The sequence below is a fragment of the Streptomyces virginiae genome (assembly GCF_041432505.1).
In the GTDB taxonomy this organism is placed as follows: Bacteria; Actinomycetota; Actinomycetes; order Streptomycetales; family Streptomycetaceae; genus Streptomyces; species Streptomyces virginiae_A.
Genome location: NZ_CP107871.1, coordinates 405,354 through 428,123, shown reverse-complemented (window position 1 = coordinate 428,123; position 22,770 = coordinate 405,354). Strand labels below are relative to the sequence as shown.

24 protein-coding genes are annotated in these 22,770 nt (G+C 72.1%); 10 read left to right on the top strand and 14 right to left on the bottom strand.

The window, feature by feature from the left end:
* Positions 1 to 18: 18 nt before the first annotated feature.
* The 8 genes from OG624_RS02045 to OG624_RS02010 form a co-directional block, all read right to left on the bottom strand.
* Complete coding sequence (locus OG624_RS02045) at positions 19 to 3,024, bottom strand: HAMP domain-containing protein (protein ID WP_033225348.1); 3,006 nt, start codon at positions 3,022 to 3,024, stop codon at positions 19 to 21.
* Between the two features lie 129 nt (positions 3,025 to 3,153).
* Positions 3,154 to 3,603: an ATP-binding protein gene (locus OG624_RS02040; RefSeq protein ID WP_033225350.1), complete on the bottom strand. Its 450-nt coding sequence runs from the start codon at positions 3,601 to 3,603 to the stop codon at positions 3,154 to 3,156.
* A 5-nt stretch (positions 3,604 to 3,608) separates the two neighbouring features.
* Positions 3,609 to 3,980: an STAS domain-containing protein gene (locus OG624_RS02035; RefSeq protein WP_033225352.1), complete on the bottom strand. Its 372-nt coding sequence runs from the start codon at positions 3,978 to 3,980 to the stop codon at positions 3,609 to 3,611.
* Positions 3,981 to 4,076: 96 nt separating this feature from the next.
* Entirely contained in the window at positions 4,077 to 4,943 is an 867-nt protein-coding gene (locus OG624_RS02030; RefSeq protein WP_033225354.1) for a SigB/SigF/SigG family RNA polymerase sigma factor, read from the bottom strand.
* A gap of 521 nt (positions 4,944 to 5,464) precedes the next feature.
* A complete protein-coding gene (locus OG624_RS02025; protein ID WP_033225356.1) occupies positions 5,465 to 5,968 on the bottom strand; it encodes an NUDIX hydrolase in 504 nt (167 codons plus the stop codon).
* Positions 5,969 to 6,019: 51 nt separating this feature from the next.
* Entirely contained in the window at positions 6,020 to 6,550 is a 531-nt protein-coding gene (locus OG624_RS02020; RefSeq protein ID WP_033225358.1) for a copper chaperone PCu(A)C, read from the bottom strand.
* Positions 6,547 to 8,787, bottom strand: a complete 2,241-nt coding sequence (locus tag OG624_RS02015) for a heavy metal translocating P-type ATPase (protein ID WP_371640818.1) — start codon at positions 8,785 to 8,787, stop codon at positions 6,547 to 6,549. The genes OG624_RS02020 and OG624_RS02015 overlap by 4 nt, the downstream gene beginning before the upstream one ends.
* Before the next feature lie 50 nt (positions 8,788 to 8,837).
* A complete protein-coding gene (locus tag OG624_RS02010) occupies positions 8,838 to 9,080 on the bottom strand; it encodes a hypothetical protein (RefSeq protein ID WP_051763819.1) in 243 nt (80 codons plus the stop codon).
* Positions 9,081 to 9,374: 294 nt separating this feature from the next.
* Here OG624_RS02010 and OG624_RS02005 point away from each other — a divergent pair, with 294 nt between their 5' ends.
* The gene (locus OG624_RS02005; protein ID WP_371638941.1) at positions 9,375 to 10,091 is read left to right on the top strand and encodes a class E sortase; all 717 of its coding nucleotides are present in this window, start codon (positions 9,375 to 9,377) and stop codon (positions 10,089 to 10,091) included.
* A gap of 23 nt (positions 10,092 to 10,114) precedes the next feature.
* Here the strand turns inward: OG624_RS02005 and OG624_RS02000 are convergent, their stop codons facing one another.
* Positions 10,115 to 10,510: a DUF4118 domain-containing protein gene (locus OG624_RS02000; RefSeq protein ID WP_033225364.1), complete on the bottom strand. Its 396-nt coding sequence runs from the start codon at positions 10,508 to 10,510 to the stop codon at positions 10,115 to 10,117.
* Between the two features lie 202 nt (positions 10,511 to 10,712).
* Between OG624_RS02000 and OG624_RS01995 the strand changes: the two genes are divergently transcribed.
* The 5 genes from OG624_RS01995 to OG624_RS01975 all read left to right on the top strand — a co-directional run bounded on the left by OG624_RS01995 (position 10,713) and on the right by OG624_RS01975 (position 14,753).
* Complete coding sequence (locus tag OG624_RS01995) at positions 10,713 to 11,198, top strand: cation:proton antiporter regulatory subunit (protein ID WP_078909638.1); 486 nt, start codon at positions 10,713 to 10,715, stop codon at positions 11,196 to 11,198.
* Positions 11,199 to 11,335: 137 nt separating this feature from the next.
* On the top strand, positions 11,336 to 11,515 hold the full coding sequence (locus OG624_RS01990; protein WP_158711946.1) for a hypothetical protein: 180 nt from the start codon (positions 11,336 to 11,338) through the stop codon (positions 11,513 to 11,515).
* Positions 11,516 to 11,857: 342 nt separating this feature from the next.
* Positions 11,858 to 13,114 (top strand): cation:proton antiporter, encoded by a 1,257-nt coding sequence (locus OG624_RS01985; RefSeq protein WP_051763801.1) that lies wholly within the window; start codon positions 11,858 to 11,860, stop codon positions 13,112 to 13,114.
* Positions 13,115 to 13,190: 76 nt separating this feature from the next.
* Positions 13,191 to 13,952, top strand: a complete 762-nt coding sequence (locus tag OG624_RS01980) for a YqjF family protein (RefSeq protein WP_033225366.1) — start codon at positions 13,191 to 13,193, stop codon at positions 13,950 to 13,952.
* Between the two features lie 165 nt (positions 13,953 to 14,117).
* Positions 14,118 to 14,753: a VOC family protein gene (locus tag OG624_RS01975; protein WP_033225367.1), complete on the top strand. Its 636-nt coding sequence runs from the start codon at positions 14,118 to 14,120 to the stop codon at positions 14,751 to 14,753.
* 57 nt (positions 14,754 to 14,810) lie between these two features.
* Here the strand turns inward: OG624_RS01975 and OG624_RS01970 are convergent, their stop codons facing one another.
* Entirely contained in the window at positions 14,811 to 15,071 is a 261-nt protein-coding gene (locus OG624_RS01970; protein WP_326746850.1) for a hypothetical protein, read from the bottom strand.
* A gap of 18 nt (positions 15,072 to 15,089) precedes the next feature.
* The gene (locus tag OG624_RS01965; RefSeq protein ID WP_371591992.1) at positions 15,090 to 15,413 is read right to left on the bottom strand and encodes a helix-turn-helix transcriptional regulator; all 324 of its coding nucleotides are present in this window, start codon (positions 15,411 to 15,413) and stop codon (positions 15,090 to 15,092) included.
* 224 nt (positions 15,414 to 15,637) lie between these two features.
* Here OG624_RS01965 and OG624_RS01960 point away from each other — a divergent pair, with 224 nt between their 5' ends.
* Complete coding sequence (locus OG624_RS01960) at positions 15,638 to 16,564, top strand: SigB/SigF/SigG family RNA polymerase sigma factor (protein WP_266355992.1); 927 nt, start codon at positions 15,638 to 15,640, stop codon at positions 16,562 to 16,564.
* Between the two features lie 79 nt (positions 16,565 to 16,643).
* Here the strand turns inward: OG624_RS01960 and OG624_RS01955 are convergent, their stop codons facing one another.
* Entirely contained in the window at positions 16,644 to 17,120 is a 477-nt protein-coding gene (locus tag OG624_RS01955) for an ATP-binding protein (RefSeq protein ID WP_033225371.1), read from the bottom strand.
* A gap of 135 nt (positions 17,121 to 17,255) precedes the next feature.
* Between OG624_RS01955 and OG624_RS01950 the strand changes: the two genes are divergently transcribed.
* Both OG624_RS01950 and OG624_RS01945 read left to right on the top strand, forming a co-directional pair.
* Positions 17,256 to 18,338 carry a mechanosensitive ion channel family protein gene (locus OG624_RS01950; protein WP_051763803.1) on the top strand — a complete coding sequence of 361 codons (1,083 nt, stop codon included), beginning with the start codon at positions 17,256 to 17,258 and terminating at the stop codon, positions 18,336 to 18,338.
* A gap of 50 nt (positions 18,339 to 18,388) precedes the next feature.
* Positions 18,389 to 18,670, top strand: a complete 282-nt coding sequence (locus OG624_RS01945; protein ID WP_033225450.1) for a WhiB family transcriptional regulator — start codon at positions 18,389 to 18,391, stop codon at positions 18,668 to 18,670.
* 65 nt (positions 18,671 to 18,735) lie between these two features.
* Here the strand turns inward: OG624_RS01945 and OG624_RS01940 are convergent, their stop codons facing one another.
* Positions 18,736 to 19,815 (bottom strand): PI-PLC domain-containing protein, encoded by a 1,080-nt coding sequence (locus OG624_RS01940; RefSeq protein WP_158711947.1) that lies wholly within the window; start codon positions 19,813 to 19,815, stop codon positions 18,736 to 18,738.
* Positions 19,816 to 20,055: 240 nt separating this feature from the next.
* Here OG624_RS01940 and OG624_RS01935 point away from each other — a divergent pair, with 240 nt between their 5' ends.
* On the top strand, positions 20,056 to 21,615 hold the full coding sequence (locus tag OG624_RS01935; protein ID WP_063734240.1) for an alpha/beta fold hydrolase: 1,560 nt from the start codon (positions 20,056 to 20,058) through the stop codon (positions 21,613 to 21,615).
* Positions 21,616 to 21,632: 17 nt separating this feature from the next.
* On the opposite strand, the gene OG624_RS01930 is transcribed toward OG624_RS01935, so the two are convergent.
* Complete coding sequence (locus tag OG624_RS01930; protein WP_208869426.1) at positions 21,633 to 22,670, bottom strand: medium chain dehydrogenase/reductase family protein; 1,038 nt, start codon at positions 22,668 to 22,670, stop codon at positions 21,633 to 21,635.
* Positions 22,671 to 22,770 lie beyond the last annotated feature (100 nt).

Sequence of the window (22,770 nt, the reverse complement as noted above, 5' to 3'; positions counted from 1 at the left end):
GCGGGGCGGGGGAGGGCGTCACGTCAGCCAGGTGTGGATGCGCGCGGCCAGGTCGTCCGCGTCGACCGGCTTGGTGACGTAGTCGTCCGCCCCGGCGGCCAGCGCCTTCTCCCGGTCACCCGGCATGGCCTGGGCGGTGACGGCGACGATCGGGACGTTCGCGTAGGCGGGCAGCGCGCGGATGGCGGCCGTGGTGGCGTAACCGTCCATGCCCGCCATCATCACGTCCATCAGGACGAGGTCCACGTCGTCGTGCTCGGCCAGGAGCTCCAGGCCGGTGCGGCCGTCCTCGGCCCGCAGGACCCGCATGCCCTCGCGCCGGAGTACCTCCGTGAGCGCGAAGACGTTGCGGGCGTCGTCGTCCACCACCAGAACGGTGGGTCCGGGTGCCACCGCGGGCTCCTCGGGAAGCGGTTCGTCCGGTACGGAGCCCTGCAGCACGTCCGCGAGCGGGTGCGGGAGAGGACGGGGAGCCGCCGCGCCGTCCACCGGGGCGTCGGGGGAATCCGTGTCGGAGTGCCTCGGCGGCGCCGCGGACCCCAGCGCGGCCTGCTCCGGCGTCCGGAGCGGAAGGAAGAGGGTGAAGACGCTGCCTTCCCCCGGCACGGACCGGGCTTCGATCAGGCCGCCCAACAGGTGGGCCACCTCTCTGCTGATGGACAGGCCCAGCCCCGTACCCCCGTAGTGGCGGCTGGTGGTGCCGTCGCCCTGCTGGAAGGCGTTGAAGACGGTCTCCAACCGATCCTCGGGGATGCCGATGCCCGTGTCGGACACCCGGAAGGCCGCGACGGGCGTATCGCCCTGGCCCAGCGCGGGCGGCAGCTCGGCCGCGGTCGCCCGGTCCACCCGTAGCTCCACGTGCCCCTGCTCGGTGAACTTCACCGCGTTGGCGACCAGATTGCGCAGCACCTGCCGCAGCCGCGCCTGGTCGGTGAACAGGACGTCGGGCAGTCCGTCCCCGGTGACGACCCGCAACTCCAGGTCGCGGGCGGCCGCGACGGGCCGGAAAGTGGCGTCGAGGGAGGACAGGAGCTGCTGGAGCGGGAAGACCTCGGGGTGCAGGTCCATCTTGCCCGCCTCGACCTTGGAGAGGTCCAGGATGTCGTTGATCAGCTGGAGCAGGTCGGAGCCGGCGGAGTGGATGACCTCGGCGTAGTCGACCTGTTTGTCGGTGAGGTTCCCGTCCGGATTGCGCGACAGCAACTGGGCCAGGATCAGCAAGCTGTTGAGCGGAGTGCGCAGTTCGTGGCTCATGTTGGCCAGGAACTCCGACTTGTACATGGAGGTCCGCGACAGCTGTTGGGCTCGCACTTCCAGTTCCCGCCGCGCCTGCTCGATCTCCAGATTCTTGCGTTCGATGTCCCGGTTCCGGTCGGCCAGCAGGGCCGCCTTCTCCTCGAGCTCGGCATTGGATCGCTGCAACTCGCCCTGCCGGGACTGGAGTTCCTGGGACCGCGAGCTGAGTTCGGCCGTCAGGCTCTGCGACCGTTCCAGCAGCTCGTCGGTCCGGGCATTGGCGATGAGCGCGCTGACACTCACGCCGATGGCCTCGATGAAATGGTCGAGGAAGTCCCGGTGGATGGGGGAGAACGGGGCGAGCGAGGCCAGTTCGACAGCACCCAGGGCCTGGCCCTCCACGACGATGGGCAGGACGACGAGGACGGCCGGCTCGGCGGCGCCGGCACCGGAGGCGATGGTGGCGTACCCGGGCGGCACCCCTTCCACGGTGAGGGTGCGACGCCCGCCGGCGGCCTGCCCGACCAGCGACTGGCCGAAGCGGAAACGACGCGGGGGAGTGGCGGGGTCGTCCGGCATCCCGTAGGCGGCCCGCATGATCAGGAACCTGCCGTCCTGGTCGTCCTCGGCGAGGAAGAAGGCGCCGTACTGGGCGTTCACCAGCGGCGGTACCTCGTTCATGATCAGCTGCGCCAGGTCGGTGAGGTCGCGGGTTCCCTGGATCAGGGCGGAGACCCGCGCGAGATTGGTCTTGAGCCAGTCCTGCTCCTGGTTGGCGCGGGTGGTCATGCGCAGCGACTCGACCATCGCGTTGATGTTGTCCTTCAGATCCCCGACCTCGCCCGGGGCCTCGACCGTGATCGACCGGGTGAGGTCGCCCTCGGCCACGGCACTGGTCACCGCCGCGATCGCGCGCACCTGGCGGGTCAGGTTGCCGGCCAGCTCGTTGACGTTCTCGGTGAGCCGTTTCCAGGTGCCCGAGACGCCCTCGACCTCGGCCTGGCCGCCCAGCTTGCCCTCGCTGCCGACCTCGCGCGCGACGCGGGTGACCTCGGCAGCGAAGGAGGACAGCTGGTCGACCATGGTGTTGATGGTGGTCTTGAGCTCCAGGATCTCGCCCCGCGCCGAAACATCGATCTTGCGCGTGAGATCGCCCTGAGCGACCGCCGTGGTCACCTGGGCGATGTTGCGCACCTGATTGGTCAGGTTGTCGGCCATGGAGTTGACGTTGTCGGTCAGGTCCTTCCACGTGCCGGAGACGCCCTGCACGGTGGCCTGGCCCCCCAGCTTGCCCTCCGTGCCGACCTCGCGGGCGACCCGCGTGACCTCCTCGGCGAAGGACGAGAGCCGGTCGACCATCGTGTTGATGGTCTCCTTCAGTTCCAGGATCTCGCCGCTCGCCTCCACCCGGATCTTGCGCGTGAGGTCGCCGCCCGCGACCGCGGTGGCGACCTGGGCGATCGAGCGGACCTGGGAGGTGAGGTTGTCGGCCATCGTGTTGACCCCGGTGGCCAGCTCCTGCCAGATGCCGCTCACCCGGTGCACTTGCGCGTGCCCGCCGAGCAGTCCCTGGCCGCCGACCTCCCGGGCCACCCGGGTCACTTCCGACGTGACCAGCGACAGCTGCTCGACCATGCCGTTGTAGACCGTGGCGATCTCGCCCAGGAGGCCCTCGGAGTCGGCCGGCAGCCGGGTGGTGAAGTCTCCGTCGCGGACGGCCGTCAGCCCGTCCAGGAGCCGCCGCAGCGCCTCCTCGCCCAGCTCAGGGCGTTGTCGCGCATCGTCCATGGACGCCTCCGCAATCACTGTGACACGCGGTGCGGCCCGGGACATCCCGGGAGCGTGGGGTCCACGAGCGTCCGGTTCGCCGCCGCCCCGATCACCGCCGCCCCGATCACCGCCGCCCGGTCACCGCCGTCATCCGGGTACGCGGATCCCCGGCGGGCAGGCCACCTCGCACCAGACGCGCTTGCCGTCCACCCCCGGTTCGGAGCCCCAGTCCCGGGCCAGCCGCTCCACGATCAGCAGCCCGTGACCCCCCGGCTGTCCCCGGTCGCCCGCCCCGTGCGCCGGAACCCGTACGGGCGGGGCCGGATTGCCGTCGGTGACCTCGATCCGCAGCCGCTCGGCCGAGCAGTCCAGGACGAGCGCGCGGGGCCCTCCACCGTGCAGGCAGGCGTTGGCCACCACCTCCGACACCAGGAGGAGCACGTCCTCGGCTGTCTCACGGGCGACCTCACCCGTCCCCGGGAGCCAGCGCCAAGCGGTGAGCGCCTGGCGGGCGAAGTCACGGCTGCGCGAGACGACATCGGTGGTCCCGGACAGGATCAGACTCCAGGTTCGGTCTGACGGCCCGGGCTGCTCCATGACGCTCAGGCTCCTCCGCCGTGTGTCGTCCTCAGGGCTTCCCCCACGTCGGAGTGGACGGGGAACACACCGTCCGCACCGGTGATCCGGAACATGCGGGCGACGGGTCCGTGCAGGCCGACCAGTTCCAGGGTGGCTCCCGTCTCCTGAGCCGCGAGGCGCGTGTTCAGCAGCACGTTCAGTCCCGTGGAGTCACAGAATCCGAGCCCTGCCAGATCGACCAAAAGCCGACGCCCCGGGGCGAGAGCCCCGTCCAGCGCGTCCCTCAGCGGCTGTGCCGTGTCGTGGTCCAGTTCCCCCGCGAGCGCGAGGACCACGGCTCCGTCCACGGCCTGGACCGCGACGGTGAAGCGTTCACTCTTCGCTTCCGGGACCATCCGGCATCACCCTTCCGTCGTGCACTGCTGCACCTGCCCGGGTTCCGGCGCTGTATGCCTGCCCGTCCCGTGCGTCCTGTGCGGAAGGGAACCGTCTCATGCCACCTCGGCCCGCGGCTCCTCGGCGAGCAGACCCTCCCGCAGCCGGCCCAGGATGCGGGCCAGCAGCCGGGACACGTGCATCTGGGACATGCCCAGGCGCTCGCCGATCTCGGCCTGGGTCAGCTCCTCCCCGAAACGCAGGGCGAGTATGGTCCGGTCCCGTTCGGACAGCTGTCCCATCAGCGGTTTCAGCGATTCCAGGTCCTCGACGGTTTCGTACCCGCCCTCCTCGACGCCGAGGCTGCGCGCCGACACACCGGGCGGCTCGTCGTCCTCCGCCGTCATGGGGGCGTCGAGGGACAGGCTGCTGAAGCCGTTGGCCGCGAGCCGACCCTCGCAGACCTCCTCCACCGTGATGTCCAGCCGGTCGGCGAGTTCCTGCGCCCGGGGAGCGTGCCCCAGCTCCTGCTCCAGGGCGTCGTTCGCCTTGGCCAGGTCGATGCGCAACTCCTGCAGCCGGCGCGGTACGCGGACGGCCCAGGTCGTGTCGCGGAAGTACCGCTTGATCTCCCCCACGATGGTGGGCAGGGCGAACGACATGAACTCGAAGCCGCGCTCCGGATCGAACCTGTTGATGGCCTTGATCAGGCCGATCGTGCCGACCTGGATGATGTCCTCCCACGGTGCGCCGACGTGGCGGACGCGCGTGGCCGCGTACTTGACCATGCTCAGATTCAGTTCGACCAGGGTGTTGCGCACGTACGAGTACTCTGCGGTCCCCTCGTCCAGTTCACGCAGCCGCCGGAAGAGGGTGACCGACAGGTCGTGTGCCTCTGCGGTGCTCACGGACTGCGGATCGCGGATCTCGCGAACGTCCCGCAGCGACGCGGAGCCGGCCTCGGTACGGAGAGTGGCAGGCATGTCGCCTCCTCGGGGAGTTCCCTCCAAGCCACATACCCCCTACCGCCGGGTTGAAGCTGTGCATGCCGTGGCCGTACGTCACTCTCCGTGAATGAGGGGGCGGGAGGGGCGCGTCTCAGGCCCTCGGCGTGGACACCGGCGCGGGAGCCGGTACCGGCCCGGGCAGTGGGCCGGGCGGAGGCAGGGGATCGGGCCCGGGGGCGGGCTCCGGCCAGGGGTCGGGCTCGGGACGGGGCGGCTCCGGCGGTACCGGATCGGGGCCGCCGGGACCGGGCCCGGGCGTCGGGGTGGGGGTGGGCGGTACCGGGTCGTCGGGAAGGGCGTGCATGGGCAACACCTCGGCTCGGTGGCGGTCACGGCGCCGACCGTCCGCCACGCGGTGTCACGCGGTGTCACGCGGTGTCACGCGGTACGCGGCGGACCGGACGACGGCCGTGCTGTCCCCGCGCGACTACCCGGTCGCACCGGATCGATGCGGACCACCCCGGCGGCCTGTGCGCCGGACCGACGACACCCCCGCCTCAGGGGCGGCGCGCGCTCCCCAGGGCGCGGTACCGGTCGAACGCCTCGCGGGCGTCCGGGACGAACCCGGAGCCGCGCACGAGGTCGTCGAGTTCGGGCTCCGTCAGCCAGTCGAACCAGGCGACCTCCCCCGGATCGGGCCGAACCGGTGTCGTGACCACGGCTTCGTGAAGGCCCAGCCAGTAGGGGCTGATCGCGCCGTCGCACAGGAACTTGAGCACGAAGCGGGGCGCGGCCCGTACCCCGAGCTCCTCCGCGAGTTCCCGGGCGGCGGCTTCCTCGTAGGACTCGCCGACCTCGACGGCGCCACCGAGCATCCAGTTGTACTGCCCTGGGAAGCGGGACGCGTGGTCCGGTCGACGGTGCACGAGGATCCGTCCGTCGCCGTCGCGGCACACGATCGTCGCGACGCGGTGCAGCCGGCGCTCCCGGATCGCCTCCGCGCGGTCCACGACCGCCACCACGCGGTCCCGCTCATCGACCTGCTCCACCGGTTCGCCCATGCGACACACGATCGCAGCGGTCGGCGCCGGAACGCCCGCGGGTACCCGAGGTCAGGTGCCGGGCCGGACCACCACCGCCACCACCTCGATCGGTGCGCTGTAGCGGAAGTGGAGGACGAACGGCACGATGTCGCCCGCCTGCCAGCCCATTTCCTTCGCCCTGGTCGTGACGCTCAGGTCGAAGGGGGACATGGTGACGGTGCCACCCGCCGGCACCCGCACCGAATCCGTCGCCCGGACGAGGTCGGCCCCGAGCCCGGTGCGTTCGCGCCGGCTGAGCAGGGCCTCCTCGACCCCGGGTGACGTCACCTCGGTCAACCGGTCCTCCGAACCACCGATGTTGGTGATGTCGAAGAAGGCGGCCGTCTCCCGGCTGCTGCCCTGGGGCAGCAGGACACGGCCGTTCCCGGCGGCGATCCGGGGTGGGCTGCCCGCGGCGCCGGAGGAGGTCCAGGCCGTCAGTCCGGCCAGCGCGACCGAGCAGGCGACCACCGGCACGAGCGCGGCGCGCAGCCCCTTGCGCGCGCGTAGCCGGGTCGGGAACCAGCTGCCCGGGGACCGCTCCGAAGGTGAACGCGTCATCGCCCCGTACCTCTCGTTCGGCTGTGCATGCCCGCCCGGTGTGATTGCGGCGCCGGCTGCCACGTACGCAACCGGAGACTGTTGGCCACCACCATCAGGGAACTCACCGACATCGCGGCGGCCGCGACCATCGGGTTGAGCAGCCCCACCGCGGCGAGCGGCACGGTGACCACGTTGTACCCGAACGCCCAGACGAGGTTGGTCCGGATCGTCCCGAGGGTCCGCCTGGCCAGCTCGACGGCGTCGGCGACCGCCTCGATGTCGCCGCGTACCAGCGTGACGTCGGCCGCGCCGATGGCCACGTCCGTTCCGCTCCCCATGGCGATGCCGAGATCGGCCCCGGCCAGGGCCCCGGCGTCGTTCACCCCGTCGCCGATCACCGCGACCCGGCGCCCCTGACCGCGCAACTCCCGTACGAGCCGCGCCTTGTCCTCGGGGGAGCAGTGCGCGCGCACGTCCGTGATGCCGAGCGCGGCGGCGACCCGGGACGCGGTGGCCTCGCGGTCGCCGGTGGCCAGTACCGGCTCCACCCCCAGGCGCCGCAGCCGGTCGACGGCCCGGTAGCTGCCGGGACGCAGGACGTCCCCGAGGGAGATCAGGGCCTGGTCGGCGCCGTCCACCCGGACCAGGACCGGTGTGTGCGCGGCCGCCTCGGCCTCCGCCAGGGCCCGGTCCAGCGACGGATGCAGGTCCGCGCCGGCGGCGCAGACCTCCACGCGGTGACCCTCCACGAGCCCGGTCACCCCGATACCCGCGGTGGCGCGGAAGTCGGTCACCTCGCCGAGCGGCCGGTCGTACGCCTCCTGCCGGCAGTACGCGACCACGGCGCGGCCCAGCGGATGCTCGGAGCCCTGTTCCACCGCCGCGGCCAGCCACAGGGCCCGCTCCCCGCCGATCCCGTGCGGTACCGCCGTCACGCGCGCGACGGTCATGTGGCCGGTCGTCAGCGTGCCCGTCTTGTCGAGGACCACCGTGTCGACGTGCCGCAGGGTCTCCAGCGCCCGCGGACCGCTGACCAGCAGACCCAGCTGCGCGCCCCGGCCGGTGGCCGTCAGCAGGGCGGTGGGCGTCGCCAGCCCCAGCGCACAGGGACAGGCCACCACCAGGACGGCCACACAGGCCGTGACGGCCGCTTGCGGATCGGCCCCGGCGCCGAGCCAGAAGCCGAGAACGGTGACGGCCAGCGCCAGCACCACCGGCACGAAGACTCCCGCCACCGTGTCGGCCAGCCGCTGGGCCCGGGCCTTTCCGGCCTGCGCCTCGGTGACCATGCGGGTGATCCGGGCGAGCTGGGTGTCCGCCCCGACCGCGGTGGCCCGGACGAGCAGCAGACCGCCCGCGTTCACCGCACCGCCGACCACCGCCCGGCCGGGGCCCACCTCGACGGGCTCGCTCTCACCGGTGACCAGGGAAAGGTCGACGGCCGAACCGCCGGAAGCCACCACCCCGTCCGTCGCGACCCGCTCGCCCGGCCGGACGACGAACTCCTGCCCCACCCTCAACTGCCCGATCGGGACGAGTCGTTCGTGGCCGTCCTCCCGTACGGTCACCTCCTTGGCGGCCAGCCCGGCGAGCGAGTGCAGTGCCTCCCCGGTCCCGCGGCGGGCCCGGGATTCGAGGAAGCGTCCGGTCAGCACGAACAGCGGGACCCCGACCGCCGCCTCCAGATAGATGTGGGCCACTCCGTCGCCGGCCGAGGGCAGCAGACTGAACGGCATCCGCATCCCCGGATCGCCCGCCCCACCCAGGAACAACGCGTACGCCGACCAGGAGAAGGAAGCGACCACGCCCAGCGACACCAGCGTGTCCATCGTCGCCGCCGCGTGCCGCAGCCCCCGTACCGCACGGGTGTGGAACGGCAGCGAGCCCCAGACGGCGACCGGCGCGGCCAGGACGAAACACAGCCACTGCCAGTTGCGGAACTGCAGGGCGGGCACCATCGACAGCACCAGCACCGGCACGGACAGCAGGGCCGTGATCAGCAGCCGCCGCACCTCCTCGCCACCGGGGGAGCCCTCGGCCCGCTCCGACCGCGCCCGGTCCTCCTCGAACTCCGGCGGCGTCGGCACCTGGGCCCGGTAGCCCGCCCGCTCGACCACCGCGACGAGGTCGTCGGTCGTCACGTACGACGGGTGCAGCACCCTGGCCCGTCCGGTGGCGAGGTTGACCGTGGCGCTCACCCCCTCGATCCTCGCCAGCCGCTTCTCGACACGGGTGACGCAGGCCGCGCAGGTCATCCCGCCGACCACCAGATCGGTGGTGGCCACCACCTCCGTCCGCTCGGCCGTCACCGCGTGCCACCCGTGCCGCCGGTGTGCCCGTGCGGCCGTCCCAGATCCCCGACGAATCCGGGGCTCTCGACCTCGGTGGACCGCATGCCCGGGGCCACGGGGCCGGCGCTCGCCCCCACCGCGTACGCGGCGCCGAACATCACTATGAGCAGCGCCACGAAGCCGGCGAGTGCGGGCGGCGGCGCCCACCGCTTCACTGCGGCGATCACCAGGGTCGGGTACGGGGGCCGGTCCGTCATCGTCACTCCGGATTCTTGTACACGGTTCCAGACGGACGGGGTGCCGATCAGGCCGTGCCGGAGCCGGGACGGCACTCCCTCCGGCGAGGTAGTCGCGGCGGGACACGAAGAAGTTCCCGTGACTTTCGAATCGGTTGGATCGGTTGAATCGAAGGCCCCCACCGTCGGGAGCGAGGTCACAGCGCCGGACCCTTATGAACCTCTTGCTCCGTATGTCACTCTGGCCGGGCGTATCGGGTCCACCCACCCGGGCCCGCGCCCGCCCCGGCCGATCGACCGACACGGAAAATGCCCATGTCCTTGCCGTTCCCGTACCGAGCCGTCCCCGCCGTCCTGGCCGGTGTCGCGACCGCCCTGCTGGTGGCGTGCACGCCCTCGACGGCCGCCGGTGCGGCGGTGTCCACCTCCGCCGCGGCCGCCACGCCCGCGGCGGTGGTCACCCGCGCCGCCGCATCCGCACCGGCATCCGCCGCCGCTCCCACTCCCGCGCCCGTGGAGTCCACGCTGTCCATACCCGCCGCGGGTGTCACCGGGCTGCGCGTGGTCCCGTACGAGGGCACCACCGACGACGTGCCGGGGACCCGTATCCAGGACCTCGGTGTGGCGGCCAGCCCGTACGGGAAGCGGGGCGGGGTCGGGCCGGGGCAGGTGGGCAATTTCCTGATCACCGCGCACCGTCTGTCGGCCGGTGGCCCGCTCGGGCGGCTGCCCGCCGTCGCGCCGGGTGACACGGTCCAGGTGACCGTGGGGGCGGTGGTGTACACCTACGAGATCACCGAGACCCGAAAGACATCCTTCCGGTCGGAGCGCTCACTGGGCGAACAGCGGGCCGAGGTGCCCGGGAAGCCCGGGGCGGCTCCCACCCAGGCCATGATCACGATCTCGACCTGCGCGACGCCCGAGGACCACGCCGAGGGCAACTTCTGGAGCGACGCCCAGGGCAATCCCGAGCACCGCATCGACAAGATAGGTGTGCTGCGCAAGACCTCCGGAGCCACGCCCGCCGGCTGACGCGGCGCGGCTCGGCGCGGCTCCTACGGTGTGAGTCGGCGGTGCGCGGCGCGCGCGTGGATGAGGCGGGCGACGGCGGTTCCCGTGCCCGCCGCGGCGAGCAGGCAGACCAGGCGTACGACGTCGTACGGGGTCTCCCAGCTCAGCTCACCGACGGGCGCGGTCGCGAAGAAGTTGAGCACGAGCCAGCACAGCAGGGCGGTCCCCGGGGCGGCGGTGAGGCGGGCTCCGGTACTCACCACGGCCACGGCGAGGGACAGCGCCAGGAGGTCGACGGTGGGGTCGTCGGGTCCGTCCAGGAGATTGAGCACGGCGACCAGGGCGACGGCCGCGACGGCCGCCGCGGCCCAGACCGAGGTGGTCGCGGCAGGGCTGGGAACGGGACGCATGCCCGTGCTGATCCGTTTCCACTCGACCATGCGACGCCTCCTTCGCGCGATGCCCCGCCGTCGGGGCTCTCGGAGATGATGCCCCACCGGATGAGGGGCTCGGCGCCGTGCGGGCGACCGTCCCCCCGCACCGCCGGCCCCGACGAGGCGAGGGAAGCATCGCTAAAGTGGCGTCAGGAGCGGGGACTTCGCGGCTCCGCTTCGTCGGCCACCGCACACACCGGGGGTTCCCGTGCCCGTTCCACGTCTGAGCAGAACGCCGTTGCCGGGCATCGGCGTCCGCTACGACCTGACCACCCGTGAGGACCGCCGTCTCTCGGTGGTGGCCCACCGGGACGGGGCGCGGACCCTGAACGCGTACCACCGTGACGACCCCGACGCGTCCGCGCTGTCGGTGAGGTTGAGCGAGGGAGAGGCGGACGCGTTGATCGACGCGTTGATGCCGTGCCACCACAGCCCCAGCCTGCTCTCGACCACGGACCTGGGACTCGTCGCGGAGCGGATCGAGCTGTCCTCGCACGCCCGTTGGAACGGGAGGGTGTTGGGGGAGACCCGGATGCGCACCGAGTCCGGCGCGTCCGTCGTCGCCGTGCTCCGTCGCGCCGTGGCGATCCCGTCGCCGACGCCGGACTTCCGGCTGGCGGGCGGGGACGTCCTCATCGTGATCGGCACCCGCGAGGGCGTCGACGCCGCCGCGCGGATCCTCGGCCGCGAGTGAGCGGAGACAGCGCCGCGCGGCTGTCATACGGTAATGTTCTTTACCGAGCCATTACGCTCCATTGAGCGGGCAACTGCTCATTCTTGGGGGCTGTTTGTCGTTCGGTCAGGACGGCGGTGCGAACGGGGGGACATGACATGGGTCGAGACATCCACGCCCTGACGCTCCCCGCCACCCGTGCGCTCCCCGCTACCCGTGCGCTCCCGGCCACCCGGTCGCCGAACCGGCCGCCCGCGCACCGCGCGAGGGTCGCCCGCATCGACAACACGGCCCGCGACAGCGTGCCCGATACCGGCCGCACCGCTCCCCGCGTCTGACGTCGCCCGCCCGCCCGCGCACCGCGCGCCCTCTTCCCCGACGGCCCCGACCGTCTCGACGAGCTGGGTGGCCCGCGCGGCATGGCCGGCTCCCGCCGATCGCCCGATTCCCACGGCGCCCGCACGAGCCGACGCTTCCGAGGACCGTGAGCGGCGCGCCGTACCTCAGCTCACCCGTACGCCGAGACCGGCCCGGTCATGCCTTCGCCGACCCCGACCGGGCGGTCGCGCACGCCTGCCGCCCCGCGGCACGGCACTCACCGGGCCCGTGCTCCGCGCCCGGTCACCCGCACCCGAGAAGGCACTGACGCCGTCACCGAACCGACCGGAGGACCGACGCCCGTGCACCACACGACCGCCCTGCTCATCGAACTCGGAGCGATCATCCTCGCCCTGGGCCTGCTCGGCAGGCTCGCCGGGCGCGTGGGATTCTCCCCCATACCCCTCTACCTGCTCGCCGGACTCGCCTTCGGCCACGGGGGCGTCCTTCCGCTCCAGGCGAGCGAGGAGTTCGTCGGGACCGGCGCCGAGATCGGCGTCATCCTGCTCCTGCTCCTCCTCGGTCTGGAATACAGCGCCTCCGAACTCGTCACCAACCTCAAGACCCAATACCCGTCGGGCGCCGTCGACTTCGTCCTCAACGCCGCGCCCGGAGCCGCCGCCGCGCTGCTGCTGGGCTGGGGCCCCGTCGCCGCGGTCGCCCTCGCCGGCGTCACCTGGATCTCCTCCTCGGGAGTCATCGCCAAGGTCCTAGGCGACCTCGGCCGCCTCGGCAACCGCGAAACACCCGTCGTCCTGGGCATCCTGGTGATCGAGGACCTCGCCATGGCCGTCTACCTGCCCATCCTCACCGCCCTGCTCGCCGGAGTGAGCCTGGCCGGAGGCACGGTCACCCTCCTGATCTCCCTGGGCACGGTGGGCGCCGTGCTCTACGTGGCCCTGCGCCACGGACGGCTGATCAGCCGCGCCGTCTCCTCCGACAACGCCGAGATGCTGCTCCTCGTCGTCCTCGGCCTCACCCTTCTCGTCGCCGGGATCGCCCAGCAACTCCAGGTCTCCGCGGCCGTGGGCGCCTTCCTCGTCGGCATCGCCCTCTCCGGCGAGGTCGCGGAGGGCGCCGCCACCCTCCTCACCCCGCTGCGGGACCTGTTCGCCGCCGTCTTCTTCGTCTTCTTCGGCCTGTCCACCGATCCCGCGGACATTCCGCCGGTCCTCCTCCCCGCCCTCCTCCTCGCCGTCGCCACCGCGCTCACGAAGATCGCCACCGGCTGGTACGCGGCCCGCCGCGCCGGGATCCAGGGCAAGGGCCGCTGGCGGGCCGGCGGCACCCTCGTCGCCCGGGGTGAGTTCTCCATCGTCATCGCCGGCCTCGCCGTGGGCGTCGAACCCAGGATCGGCCCGCTGGCCACCGCCTACGTCCTGCTCCTCGTCGTCATCGGCCCGCTCACCGCCCGCTACACCGAACCGCTGGCCGGGCGTCTCACACGCCGGGCGGAGCCCCGCGTACCGGTGACTCCTCCCGCCGAGGCCGAGGCCGAGGCCGACGCCGACGCCGTCGCGCGACGTGGGCCCGGGGTCAACGTGACCGTGGACGCCTGAGCCCCAGGCCCGGCAGGACCGCCCGGTCGCCGGGGTCGCCGGCGTCGGCGCGGGGCGCGCGGGGAATACTGACCGAATGCGCCAGACGCCACCGCCCGCCGCGGTCCCGGAGCCGGTGGCGGCCGACCCGCCGCAACCGGTGGACCGCCCGCTGCTCACCCAGTCCTGGCTCGACCTGGCCTTCCTGCACTGGGCCGTCGACCCCGCCCAGGTCGCCCCGCTGCTGCCGGCCGGCACCGCACCGGACACCCTGGACGGCGTCACGTACGTCGGCCTGATCGCCTTCCGCATGCACAAGGTCGGCTGGTTCCGCCTGCCCGGCGTCCCCTACCTGGGCTCCTTCCCGGAGACCAACGTCCGCCTCTACTCCGTCGACGCCCGCGGCCGCCGCGCCGTGGTCTTCCGCTCCCTGGACGCCTCGCGACTGATCCCGGTGGCCATCGGCCGGGCGGCGTTCCGCCTCCCGTACGTCTGGTCCCGGATGACGGTCCGTCGCGACGGTGACACGCTCACGTACACCGGCAGCCGGCGGTGGCCCGGCCCGCGCGGCGCGCACAGCCGGATCACCGTGCGCGTGGGTGGGCCCATCGCGGAACCGACGGCTCTGGAGCACTTCCTGACCGCGCGCTGGGGCATGCACACCGAGCTCCTCGGTCGGCCGCTGTACCTCCCGAACACGCACCCGCGCTGGCCGCTGCACCGCGCCGAACTCCTAGACCACGACGAGAACCTGGTGGCCGCCGCGGGCCTGCCCGCCCCGTCGGGGCCACCCGTGAGCGTGCTCTACTCGCCGGGGGTCCCCGTACGCTTCGGACGACCGTCCCTGGGACGCCCCTGATGTGCGGTGCGCTTGGTGCCTCATACCGGATCGTCATGCTGGGGCAGCAGCACTCGCCGCGCAGAGGGCTGATCGATCCGCTCCACGGCTGGATCCACGGCGGACGCGGCCCGGTGGCGTGCGTGGCGTCGGGATTTGTGTGGGTCGTCGGGTGATGATGACGCGGTGCGACTTGATCACGTGTCCTATGCGGTGGCCCGCGACAGCTTCGTTTCGACCGTTCAGTGGATCGGATCGGCGCTCGGCGCCGGGTTCGTCGACGGGGGTGTGCACCCGCGATTCGGCACGCGCAATTTCATTCTCCCGCTGAGCGGCGGCACCTACGTCGAGGTCGTCACCACACTCGACCACCCCGCCGCCGACCGCGCACCCTTCGGCCAGGCGGTCGCGCGCCGCGCCGCCGAGGGCGGCGGCTGGCTCGGTTGGGTGGTCTCCGTCGACGACATGGCCCCGGTCGAGGCCCGCCTCGGCCGCACCGCGGCCGAGGGCCACCGCGTCCGGCCCGACGGGTTCGACCTGAGGTGGAAGCAGATCGGCCTGCTGGAACTGCTGGACGACCCGCAACTGCCCTACTTCCTGCAGTGGTTGGTCCCCAACGAGGAGCGCCCGAGCGCGGACCCGCGGACCCCCACCACCATCCACGGGGTCTCCATCGCCGGCGACGCCGCCTCCATCGCCGAATTCCTCGGCGAACCGGCCGACCACCCCCTCGACCAGATCGACGTCACCTGGGTCGAGGACGAGGAACCGGGCCTTGTCTCGGTGGAGTTCGCCACCGCCAAGGGTCCGGTCACGATCTGACCACTGATGCCCCGCGGGGCCGGATCGAGCGGGCCCGCCGACCTCGGGTCTCGACGGTCAGGCTGCCGTGTGGACGATCAGCCGGTTCTGCGGTGCGTCGAAGACTTCGGCCGGCGCTCGGCCTTCTCGTCGACTCCCGTCGAAGAGCCCTCTCCCGTCCACGTGCACGACAAGGAAGTCATGGCTGTCGATCACGTCCGCGATGCCTCGGGTGTTGATGGTGTCCGGCCCGCAGGGCCCGCTCACCGCGTCCCAGAAATCGTCGAGTGTCTCGATCCGCCGACCACGCAGGTCAACGATCAACTCGCCGTCCGTCATCGTCCCCTCGACCGGGCTCTAGACCTGGCCGGGTGTGTCGTTCGCCACCTCGGCGGCCGGCGCGGACGGTGACGTCGGGGTGGTCAGGGGGCCGGTGAGGTAGGCGAGCAGCCCGGCGATCTCGTGGTCGGCCTCCGCCGGGTGACGGAAACGCGCGCCCGAGGCGACGACGTAGCGGTTGCGCCGCCCGTCCCGGGTCCTGCTGAGGTACCCGTCCGCCTCCAGGTCCGTGACGATCGCCTGCACGGTCCGCTCGGTCAGCCCGCACTCCACCGCGATGTCGCGCAGCCGGATGCCCGGGTCGCGCGCGATGGCGATCAGAACCCGGGCATGGTTCGTCAAGAAGGTCCAGCCGTTGCGACGGGGACCCCTGTGCTCGCTCTCCACCCCGTCATTCTTGAGGGATGACTCACGAAATGCAATTCCCGAACGGTTTTTCCGGTATTACTTGACGTCTGTCCCTTGCCCCGACAGGGTGCAGGGGAGGCGGAAGCAGAGTTCCGCTTGACCAGAGCTTTCGAGCGACGCACCGCACCGCAAGCACACGTGCCCAAGGAGCGAAGACGATGACCTACACGGCCACGGCCGAGGCCATGACCCCGACGACGATCCCGACGACCGCCGCCCCCGGCGGTGGCACCGGCGAAGCCCCCGCACTCGGCGGGCTGCCGGACGTGCCCTGCCCGCGGGAACTGTCGACCAGCGACGCCCGTGAGCTGACCCGTGTCTTCTTCGACCGGCTGCAGAGCCTCGAAGAGGGGACCCGCGAGTACCAGTACGTGCGCAACACCCTGATCGAGATGAACATCTCACTGGTGCAGTTCGCCGCCCGCCCGTTCCGTGACCGCCCCGGCGGCCCCGAGAACGAGGACATCGTGCAGGTCGGCGTCATCGGACTGATCAAGGCCATCGACCGCTACGACCCCGAGCGCAACACCCAGCTCAGCACGCTCGCCCTGCCGTACATCACGGGCGAGATCAAGCGCCACTTCCGGGACACCACCTGGGCCGTACGGGTCCCGCGCCGCCTCCAGGAGCTGCGCCTGCAGCTGGCGAAGGCCACGGAGGAGCTGACCGCCGAGACGGACCGCGCGCCCACGCCCGCGGAACTCGCCGAGCGGCTGGACCTCACCGAGGAAGAGGTCCGCCAGGGCCTGGTCGCGGCGAACGGGTACTCGACCCAGTCCCTCGACGTGCCCCAGGACAGCGCCGCCGGTGGCCCCCAGGCGTCCACGGCCGCGCGGACCTCGCGTAGCCTCGCCGAGACCATGGGTGACATCGACCCCGCCCTGGAGGCGGTGGAGGACCGGCACGCCCTCGCGCCCCTGCTCGCCGACCTCGACGAGCGCTCCACCCAGATCCTGGAGCTGCGCTTCGGCCAGGAGATGACCCAGGCGGAGATCGGCGAGGAGATCGGCCTCTCCCAGATGCAGGTGTCCCGCCTGCTCACCCGCACGCTGGGCTCCCTGCGCGAGGAACTGCTGCACCGCTGACCCCGGAAGTCTCCGTGTGAGCCCGACCACGTACGCCCGACCCGGGCCCGTCCGAACCCGCTCGACAAGCCCGTCGGGTTCAGAGGGGCCCGGGTCGGCCCGTGCGTAGGCGCTCGGCGTCGATCTCGGCCCAGACGACCTTGCCGCGCCCGACCGGCTGGACGCCCCAGCGGTCCGCGAGCCGGTGCACCAGGCGCAGTCCGTGCCCGCCCGGGCGGCCCGGGCGGGCCGAACGCGCAGGCCGCAGCGGTTGGGGAAGATCACCCAGACCGTCGTAGACCTCGACGCGGAACACGTCTCCGGCGCGGAGCATCAGCTCGTGGCAGCCGCCGGCGTGCAGGTTGGCGTTGGTGACCAGTTCCGACACGACCAGGACCGCGTCCTCGGCGGTGTCCCCACGGTCCCACCCCCAGTCCGCCAGTGCCTCGCGGGCGAACCGGCGGCTCCGCGCGACCTGCCGGCAGGCATCGCGCAGGGTGAGTCGGCGGAGCTGCGTGAAGGTCGGCTCCCGCGCGTCCGATACGGGCCCGCCGGTGTCCGGTTCGATGGTCTGCACTGCGCACTCACCTCGTCCTCGGATGTCGTCTCGTGGTCGCTTGTACCCACCATCGGGAATCGGACGCCCCGTTTGTCCCGGCGTGCCCCGGGCACGTGCGACGGGACCCGTCCCCCAGACCCATCCAGAGGAGTCATGAACAGCCTTCTGCAAGTGCCGGCCGTCATCGGCGGCGCGATCGTGCTCACCTTCGCCGCGGGCCGGGTCACCGACCTGCTGCTGCGACGCGCGGCCGCCCGTCACCCCGAAACACCGCTCTGGACCATGCTGCGCCGCTGTCGCACGTCGGTACGCGTCCTGCTGCTCGCGGCGACGTTGCGCGCCGTGTACCGGCAGATCGGATGGCAGCCGCTGGAGGAGCACGCGACCGCGGTGGGGAGGGCCCTGACGCTCGTCCTCATCGGTGCGAGCGCGTGGTGCGTGGTCCTCGTGACCTCCGCCGTGGTCGAGTCCTCGTACGCCCGCTACGCGCACGGCACCCGCGATCCTTCCCGGGTCCGCCGGGTCCGCACCCAGGTGACGCTCATCATGCGGATCGTCACCGCCGTGGTCGTCGTGGTGGCGGCGGCCGCGATGCTGCTGACCTTCCCCGACCTGCGCGCCGTCGGCACCTCGCTCCTGGCCTCGGCCGGGATCATCGGCATCGTCGCGGGCGTGGCCGCCCAGTCCACCCTCGGCAACCTCTTCGCCGGATTCCAGATCGCCTTCGGCGACATGGTGCGGATCGGCGACACGGTCGTGGTGGCCGGCGAGTGGGGTGTGGTCGAGGAGATCACGCTCACCTTCCTGGCCGTGCGCACCTGGGACGAACGCCGCATCACCATGCCCGTCTCGTACTTCACCGGGCGGCCCTTCGAGAACTGGTCGCGCGGCGGGATCCAGATGACCGGCACGGTCTTCCTGCACTGCGACCACACCACCCCCGTCGCGCTGATGCGCGAGAAGCTCAAGGAGATCCTCGACGGTTGCGAGGCGTGGGACGGCCGCGGCTGGGACCTGGCGGTCACCGACACCACGCCCAGCGCCATCGTGGTGCGCGCGATCGTCACCGCGAAGGACGCGGACGACCTGTGGACCGCCCGCTGCGCGGTCCGCGAACAGCTCGTCGCCTGGCTGGCCGAGAAGCACCCGTACGCCCTGCCCCGGGTCTCCACGGCCGCGGCCCCGGCCACACCCGCCGACGGTGTTTCGAAACGCGCACCCGGGTCAGACGCGTGAGGGAGAAGGACAAGGACGAGAACACGAACGCGGATGAGGGGAGCGGGGACATGACGAAGGTGGCACGTCTGCCGGGCCGTGCGGAACACCGGTGGGAGTGGCAGGAGGAAGCGGCGTGCCGGGCACTCGGTACGGACCGGTTCTTCCACCCGGCGGGGGAGCGTGGCGAGGAACGCACCGCACGGGAGCAGGAGGCCAAGGAGGTCTGCGCGCTGTGCCCGGTGCGAACGGAATGCCTGAGCCACGCGCTGCGCGTGCAGGAGCCCTACGGTGTGTGGGGCGGACTGACCGAGGACGAGCGGCGGGAACTGGGCGCGCGCAAGGCGGGCTGACCGGCCGGGTGTGCCAGGCCGCGCCGTACGCGGCGATCCACCCGGCCGGTGGGCCGACGGCCGGATCAGCGGCGGGCGTTGAGCTCCGCGACGATGGAGGCGGGCGTGTGACCGCTCCCGTCCGACAGACGGTGGAAGTCGACGGACACGAAGTTCGGATCGCGGCCCCCGGTGGCCGTCCGGCACTGCTCGGCGATGCGGTTCCGTAGCTTGTTGCCGTTGTCCAGGGCCGCCGTGAGGACGGTGGGCACATTGCGGTGGTGGCTCATCGTGAACAGGCGCCGAAATCCCGGCTCCTGACGGTCCAACGGCACGTCGGCCCAGCGGCTGACGCACGAGACGTCGTTGCCCAGGTCCCCGAGGCTCCAGAAGTTGCTCACGGTCCAGGACCTGTCGTACATGACGCCCAGCTGCTCCCGGTCGGACCGGTCGGAGAAGATCAGCAGCCGCTTGCCGGAGGTGACGAGATCGGCCATCTTGGGCCAGCCGTGCTGCCGTACGCCCCATTCGTCGGCCCGGAAGAGCATGTTCTGCAGCCCGTTGACGCGGCCGAGGGACGCCTGCAACTGGTCGGCGCCGACGTAGTCCTCCAGGAAGACGGTCACGACCTCCTGCGGATGGGTGGCGAGGAAGTCCACCACGGTCTGCATCGTGCCGTGGAAGGTCTGGCGCGGCAGGGCGTAGGTGGCTCCGGCGAAGGTCTTGCAGTCGCCGTGGCACAGGTACACGTCGCTGGGGTAGCAGTCGCTGCCGAAGCTGATGATGCACAGCCAGGTGCTGCGTTCGTACCAGTGCGTGTCCAGGCTCAGGCCGCGTACGCCGTTGTCGAGCTGGGCGCGTACGGACTCGGACTGGTTGACCGAGCTCCAGCGGGAGTCCTCGTAGTTGGTGAAGGCGTTGTGGGTGGTCAGGAAGGCGACCTCGTCGAGCCGCCGGTCGCCCCAGCGGGCGGTGGCGGCGGCGCTCGCCGAGGCGCCGGCGTGGCTCGCGGTGTGCGGCGTGGTCGCGGCGGCCGTGGTCGTGGCGGGGGCCGCGGGGCGGGGCGCGGCGGCCGCCGTGGTCACCGTCCCCAGGAGGGCCAGCACGAGGAGGCACACCAGGGCGCGAGACCGCGCCCGTAACCGCATGTCCATGTCAATCAACATGGCGCGGAGAATAGCGCGCGGGCCGTGGATCCGCCCCCCTGCGGACGCTGCCGGCTGTGATCCGGCGGCCCGGCTCGCGCGCACCCGAGAACAGAGGTTTGGTTGATTCATGCGCCGGTGGCGCGTACCGATGCGACGGCACCGGTCGCCGCACCACGCCCCCGACGTGCCGGAGGAGGGCGCAGCATGCCCGGACCTGGACCTGGACCCGCAGCTGGACCTCGACCCGTACTCCGACCGATGGTCGGTGGCCGCCGCCGCGCGGCAGCCCTCACCGTGGCGGTGGTCTGTTCCTCGATGCTCGTCGCGCCGGACCTCGCCGCGGCGCGGGCGGAACCCTCGCCCTCGACCTCGCAGGCCGTCCCCCGGCTGGACTGGAGCCCCTGCAAACCCGGCAGCCCGTACGACTGCGCCACGGCCAAGGTGCCGCTGGACCACGCGGCTCCCGCCGGTCGCACCATCGACCTGGCCGTCGTCCGCCGCAAGGCCGGCGACCCCGCGCAACGCGTGGGCACGCTGTTCGTCAACCCCGGAGGTCCCGGCGGCCCCGGGACCGTACAGGTGCCGCAGAACTACGACTCCTTCCCCAAGGACCTGCGCGAACGGTTCGACATCGTCAGCTGGGACCCCAGGGGCATCGGCAACAGCACCGCCGTGAACTGCTTCGACACCCCCGAGGAGGCCCAGGCCTGGGGCGCGGACAAACCGGCCGGCTTCCCGGTGGGCGCCGAGGAGCGCACGACCTGGATCGACGCGTACGAGGACCTGGGCCGCCGCTGCGAGAAGCGCGACCCCGACCTCCTGCGCCACGTGTCGACCGCCGACTCCGCCCAGGACCTCGACCTGCTCCGCCGGGCGGTGGGCGAGCCGCAGCTCAATTACCTCGGCGTCTCCTACGGGACCATCCTGGGCGCCACCTACGCCAACCTGTTCCCCGACAAGGTCCGGGCCATGGTCCTCGACAGCAACATCGACCCGCTGGCGTGGACGAACAACGCCTCGCCGAGCGAACCCCGGACCACGACCCTCCTGCGGATGGGCTCGGACCGCACCGCGGCGGCGACCCTGAACAAGTTCCTCGACCTCTGCGGGTCGGCCACCACCGCCCGGTGCGCCTTCTCGGCCGGCAGCCCGGAAGCCACCCGCGACAAGTTCGACCAGCTGATGCAGCGCCTGCGCGAGCATCCTGTGGGCCCGTGGACGTACGCCAACACCGCTGCCAACGCCGTCAGCAGCCTCTACATCGTCCACCCCGGCTGGACCGATCTCGCCGCCCGGCTCCAGGAGCTCTGGCAGGGCCGCACCCCGAAGTCGCCCCAGTACCCGCCCCCGCCCCCCGTCGCGAACCCGAATCCGTACCTGGGTGAGGAACAGGCGGCGGCCGTGTGGTGCGGCGACAGTCCCAACCCGCGCGACCCGGCCGTCTACGAGGGTCTGGCGGAGGACAGTGCCCGGCGCGCGGGCGACGCCGGACGGTACTGGACCTGGTCCGGTGAGCCGTGCGCCACCTGGCCGGCACGCGCCGCCAACCGGTACGACGGCCCGTGGAACAAGCCCACGGCGAACCCCGTCCTGGTGGTCGGTACCACCTACGACCCCTCGACACCCCACTCGGACGCCCAGGCCATGGCCAAGGAGCTGGCCGACGCCCGGCTGCTCACCAACAACGGGTACGGCCACACCGCGCTCTTCAACAACTCCAGTACCTGCATCAACAACTTCGAGAGCCGCTACTTCATCGACGGCACGCTCCCGCCGCCCGGAACGGTCTGCCCACCGGACCGGCAGCCGTTCTCCTGAGGTGCCCGCAGGCCGGGTCACGGGACGAGGACGACCTTCCCGGCGACCGTGCCGGACTCGGCGAGCCGCATCGCCTCGGCGGCGCGGGCCAGCGGGATCTCGGCCGCGACCTTGGCGGTGATCTCGCCGTGCTGCAGGGCCGTGAACACCTGGGTGAGGTCGGAGCGCAGGCGGGCCCGGAAGCGGTCCTTGGCGTAGGCGCGACCGGCCCACACGTTGAAGAAGTAGGCGCGGCGGCCGTTGGGCAGCGCGTTCCACACCCACACCCGGCCCAGCAGCTTGAGCACCGGCCACGATCCGGAACCCTCGTCGTCGCGGGTGGCCGCGCTGCCGTACGAGACGAGCGTGCCGCCGGGGGCCAGGAGCCGCCAGGAATCGACGATCCCGTCGCCGCCCACGTGGTCGAACACCGCGTCCACCCCGCCGGGCGCGAGGGCCCGTACCCGTGCGGGGATGTTCCCGGAGCGGTAGTCGATCGGGGTCACGCCGAGAGCGCGCAGCGCGTCGTGGTGGCGGGTGGAGGCCGTGCCGATCACCTGGGCGCCCGCGGCCAGCGCCAACTGGACCAGGATCGAGCCGACCCCACCGTTCGCCCCGTGGACCAGGACGGTCTGGCCCGCGCGCACCCGGGCCTTGCGGTGGAGCATCTGCCAGGCGGTGATGCCGTTGACGACCGCGGTCTCCGCGTCCACCGGGCTGACGCCGTCGGGTACCTCCACCACGTCGGCGGCGGTGAGCGCGACGTGGCTCGCCCACCCTCCGGTCTTCGTCAGGGCCGCGACCCGCTTGCCGAGCAGCGCCGTGCCGACGCCCTCGCCGACGGCCAGCACCGTGCCGACCAGGTCGTATCCGGGAACGAAGGGGAAGGGCGGCTGGTCGTAGTACCGGCCGCGCCGCATCTGCTGCTCGGCGAAGGAGACCCCCGTGGCCTCCATGGCGACGACGACCTCGCCGGCCGCCGGCGTCGGGACGGGACCTCGGTGGAACTGCAGGCCCTCGGGCTCGACCTTGCCCGGCAGGACGACCTCGACCCGCTCGACGGTGTTCGTCATCATGACCCCCACTGATTCGGTTTCTGTATCTCGTGTTCGTTAGAAGTTATAACAAGAGTGAAGGTTGATCTCGCGCATGTCAAGGGATGGCTTCTCGTATCGC

Coding starts and splice junctions, on each gene's coding strand:
- OG624_RS02045 (WP_033225348.1), bottom strand. CDS start 3,024: ATGGACGATGCGCGACAACGCCCTGAGCTGGGCGAGGAGGCGCTGCGG.
- OG624_RS02040 (WP_033225350.1), bottom strand. CDS start 3,603: ATGGAGCAGCCCGGGCCGTCAGACCGAACCTGGAGTCTGATCCTGTCC.
- OG624_RS02035 (WP_033225352.1), bottom strand. CDS start 3,980: ATGGTCCCGGAAGCGAAGAGTGAACGCTTCACCGTCGCGGTCCAGGCC.
- OG624_RS02030 (WP_033225354.1), bottom strand. CDS start 4,943: ATGCCTGCCACTCTCCGTACCGAGGCCGGCTCCGCGTCGCTGCGGGAC.
- OG624_RS02025 (WP_033225356.1), bottom strand. CDS start 5,968: ATGGGCGAACCGGTGGAGCAGGTCGATGAGCGGGACCGCGTGGTGGCG.
- OG624_RS02020 (WP_033225358.1), bottom strand. CDS start 6,550: ATGACGCGTTCACCTTCGGAGCGGTCCCCGGGCAGCTGGTTCCCGACC.
- OG624_RS02015 (WP_371640818.1), bottom strand. CDS start 8,787: ATGACCTGCGCGGCCTGCGTCACCCGTGTCGAGAAGCGGCTGGCGAGG.
- OG624_RS02010 (WP_051763819.1), bottom strand. CDS start 9,080: ATGACGGACCGGCCCCCGTACCCGACCCTGGTGATCGCCGCAGTGAAG.
- OG624_RS02005 (WP_371638941.1), top strand. CDS start 9,375: ATGTCCTTGCCGTTCCCGTACCGAGCCGTCCCCGCCGTCCTGGCCGGT.
- OG624_RS02000 (WP_033225364.1), bottom strand. CDS start 10,510: ATGGTCGAGTGGAAACGGATCAGCACGGGCATGCGTCCCGTTCCCAGC.
- OG624_RS01990 (WP_158711946.1), top strand. CDS start 11,336: ATGGGTCGAGACATCCACGCCCTGACGCTCCCCGCCACCCGTGCGCTC.
- OG624_RS01980 (WP_033225366.1), top strand. CDS start 13,191: ATGCGCCAGACGCCACCGCCCGCCGCGGTCCCGGAGCCGGTGGCGGCC.
- OG624_RS01970 (WP_326746850.1), bottom strand. CDS start 15,071: ATGACGGACGGCGAGTTGATCGTTGACCTGCGTGGTCGGCGGATCGAG.
- OG624_RS01960 (WP_266355992.1), top strand. CDS start 15,638: ATGACCTACACGGCCACGGCCGAGGCCATGACCCCGACGACGATCCCG.
- OG624_RS01950 (WP_051763803.1), top strand. CDS start 17,256: ATGAACAGCCTTCTGCAAGTGCCGGCCGTCATCGGCGGCGCGATCGTG.
- OG624_RS01945 (WP_033225450.1), top strand. CDS start 18,389: ATGACGAAGGTGGCACGTCTGCCGGGCCGTGCGGAACACCGGTGGGAG.
- OG624_RS01940 (WP_158711947.1), bottom strand. CDS start 19,815: ATGTTGATTGACATGGACATGCGGTTACGGGCGCGGTCTCGCGCCCTG.
- OG624_RS01935 (WP_063734240.1), top strand. CDS start 20,056: ATGGTCGGTGGCCGCCGCCGCGCGGCAGCCCTCACCGTGGCGGTGGTC.
- OG624_RS01930 (WP_208869426.1), bottom strand. CDS start 22,670: ATGATGACGAACACCGTCGAGCGGGTCGAGGTCGTCCTGCCGGGCAAG.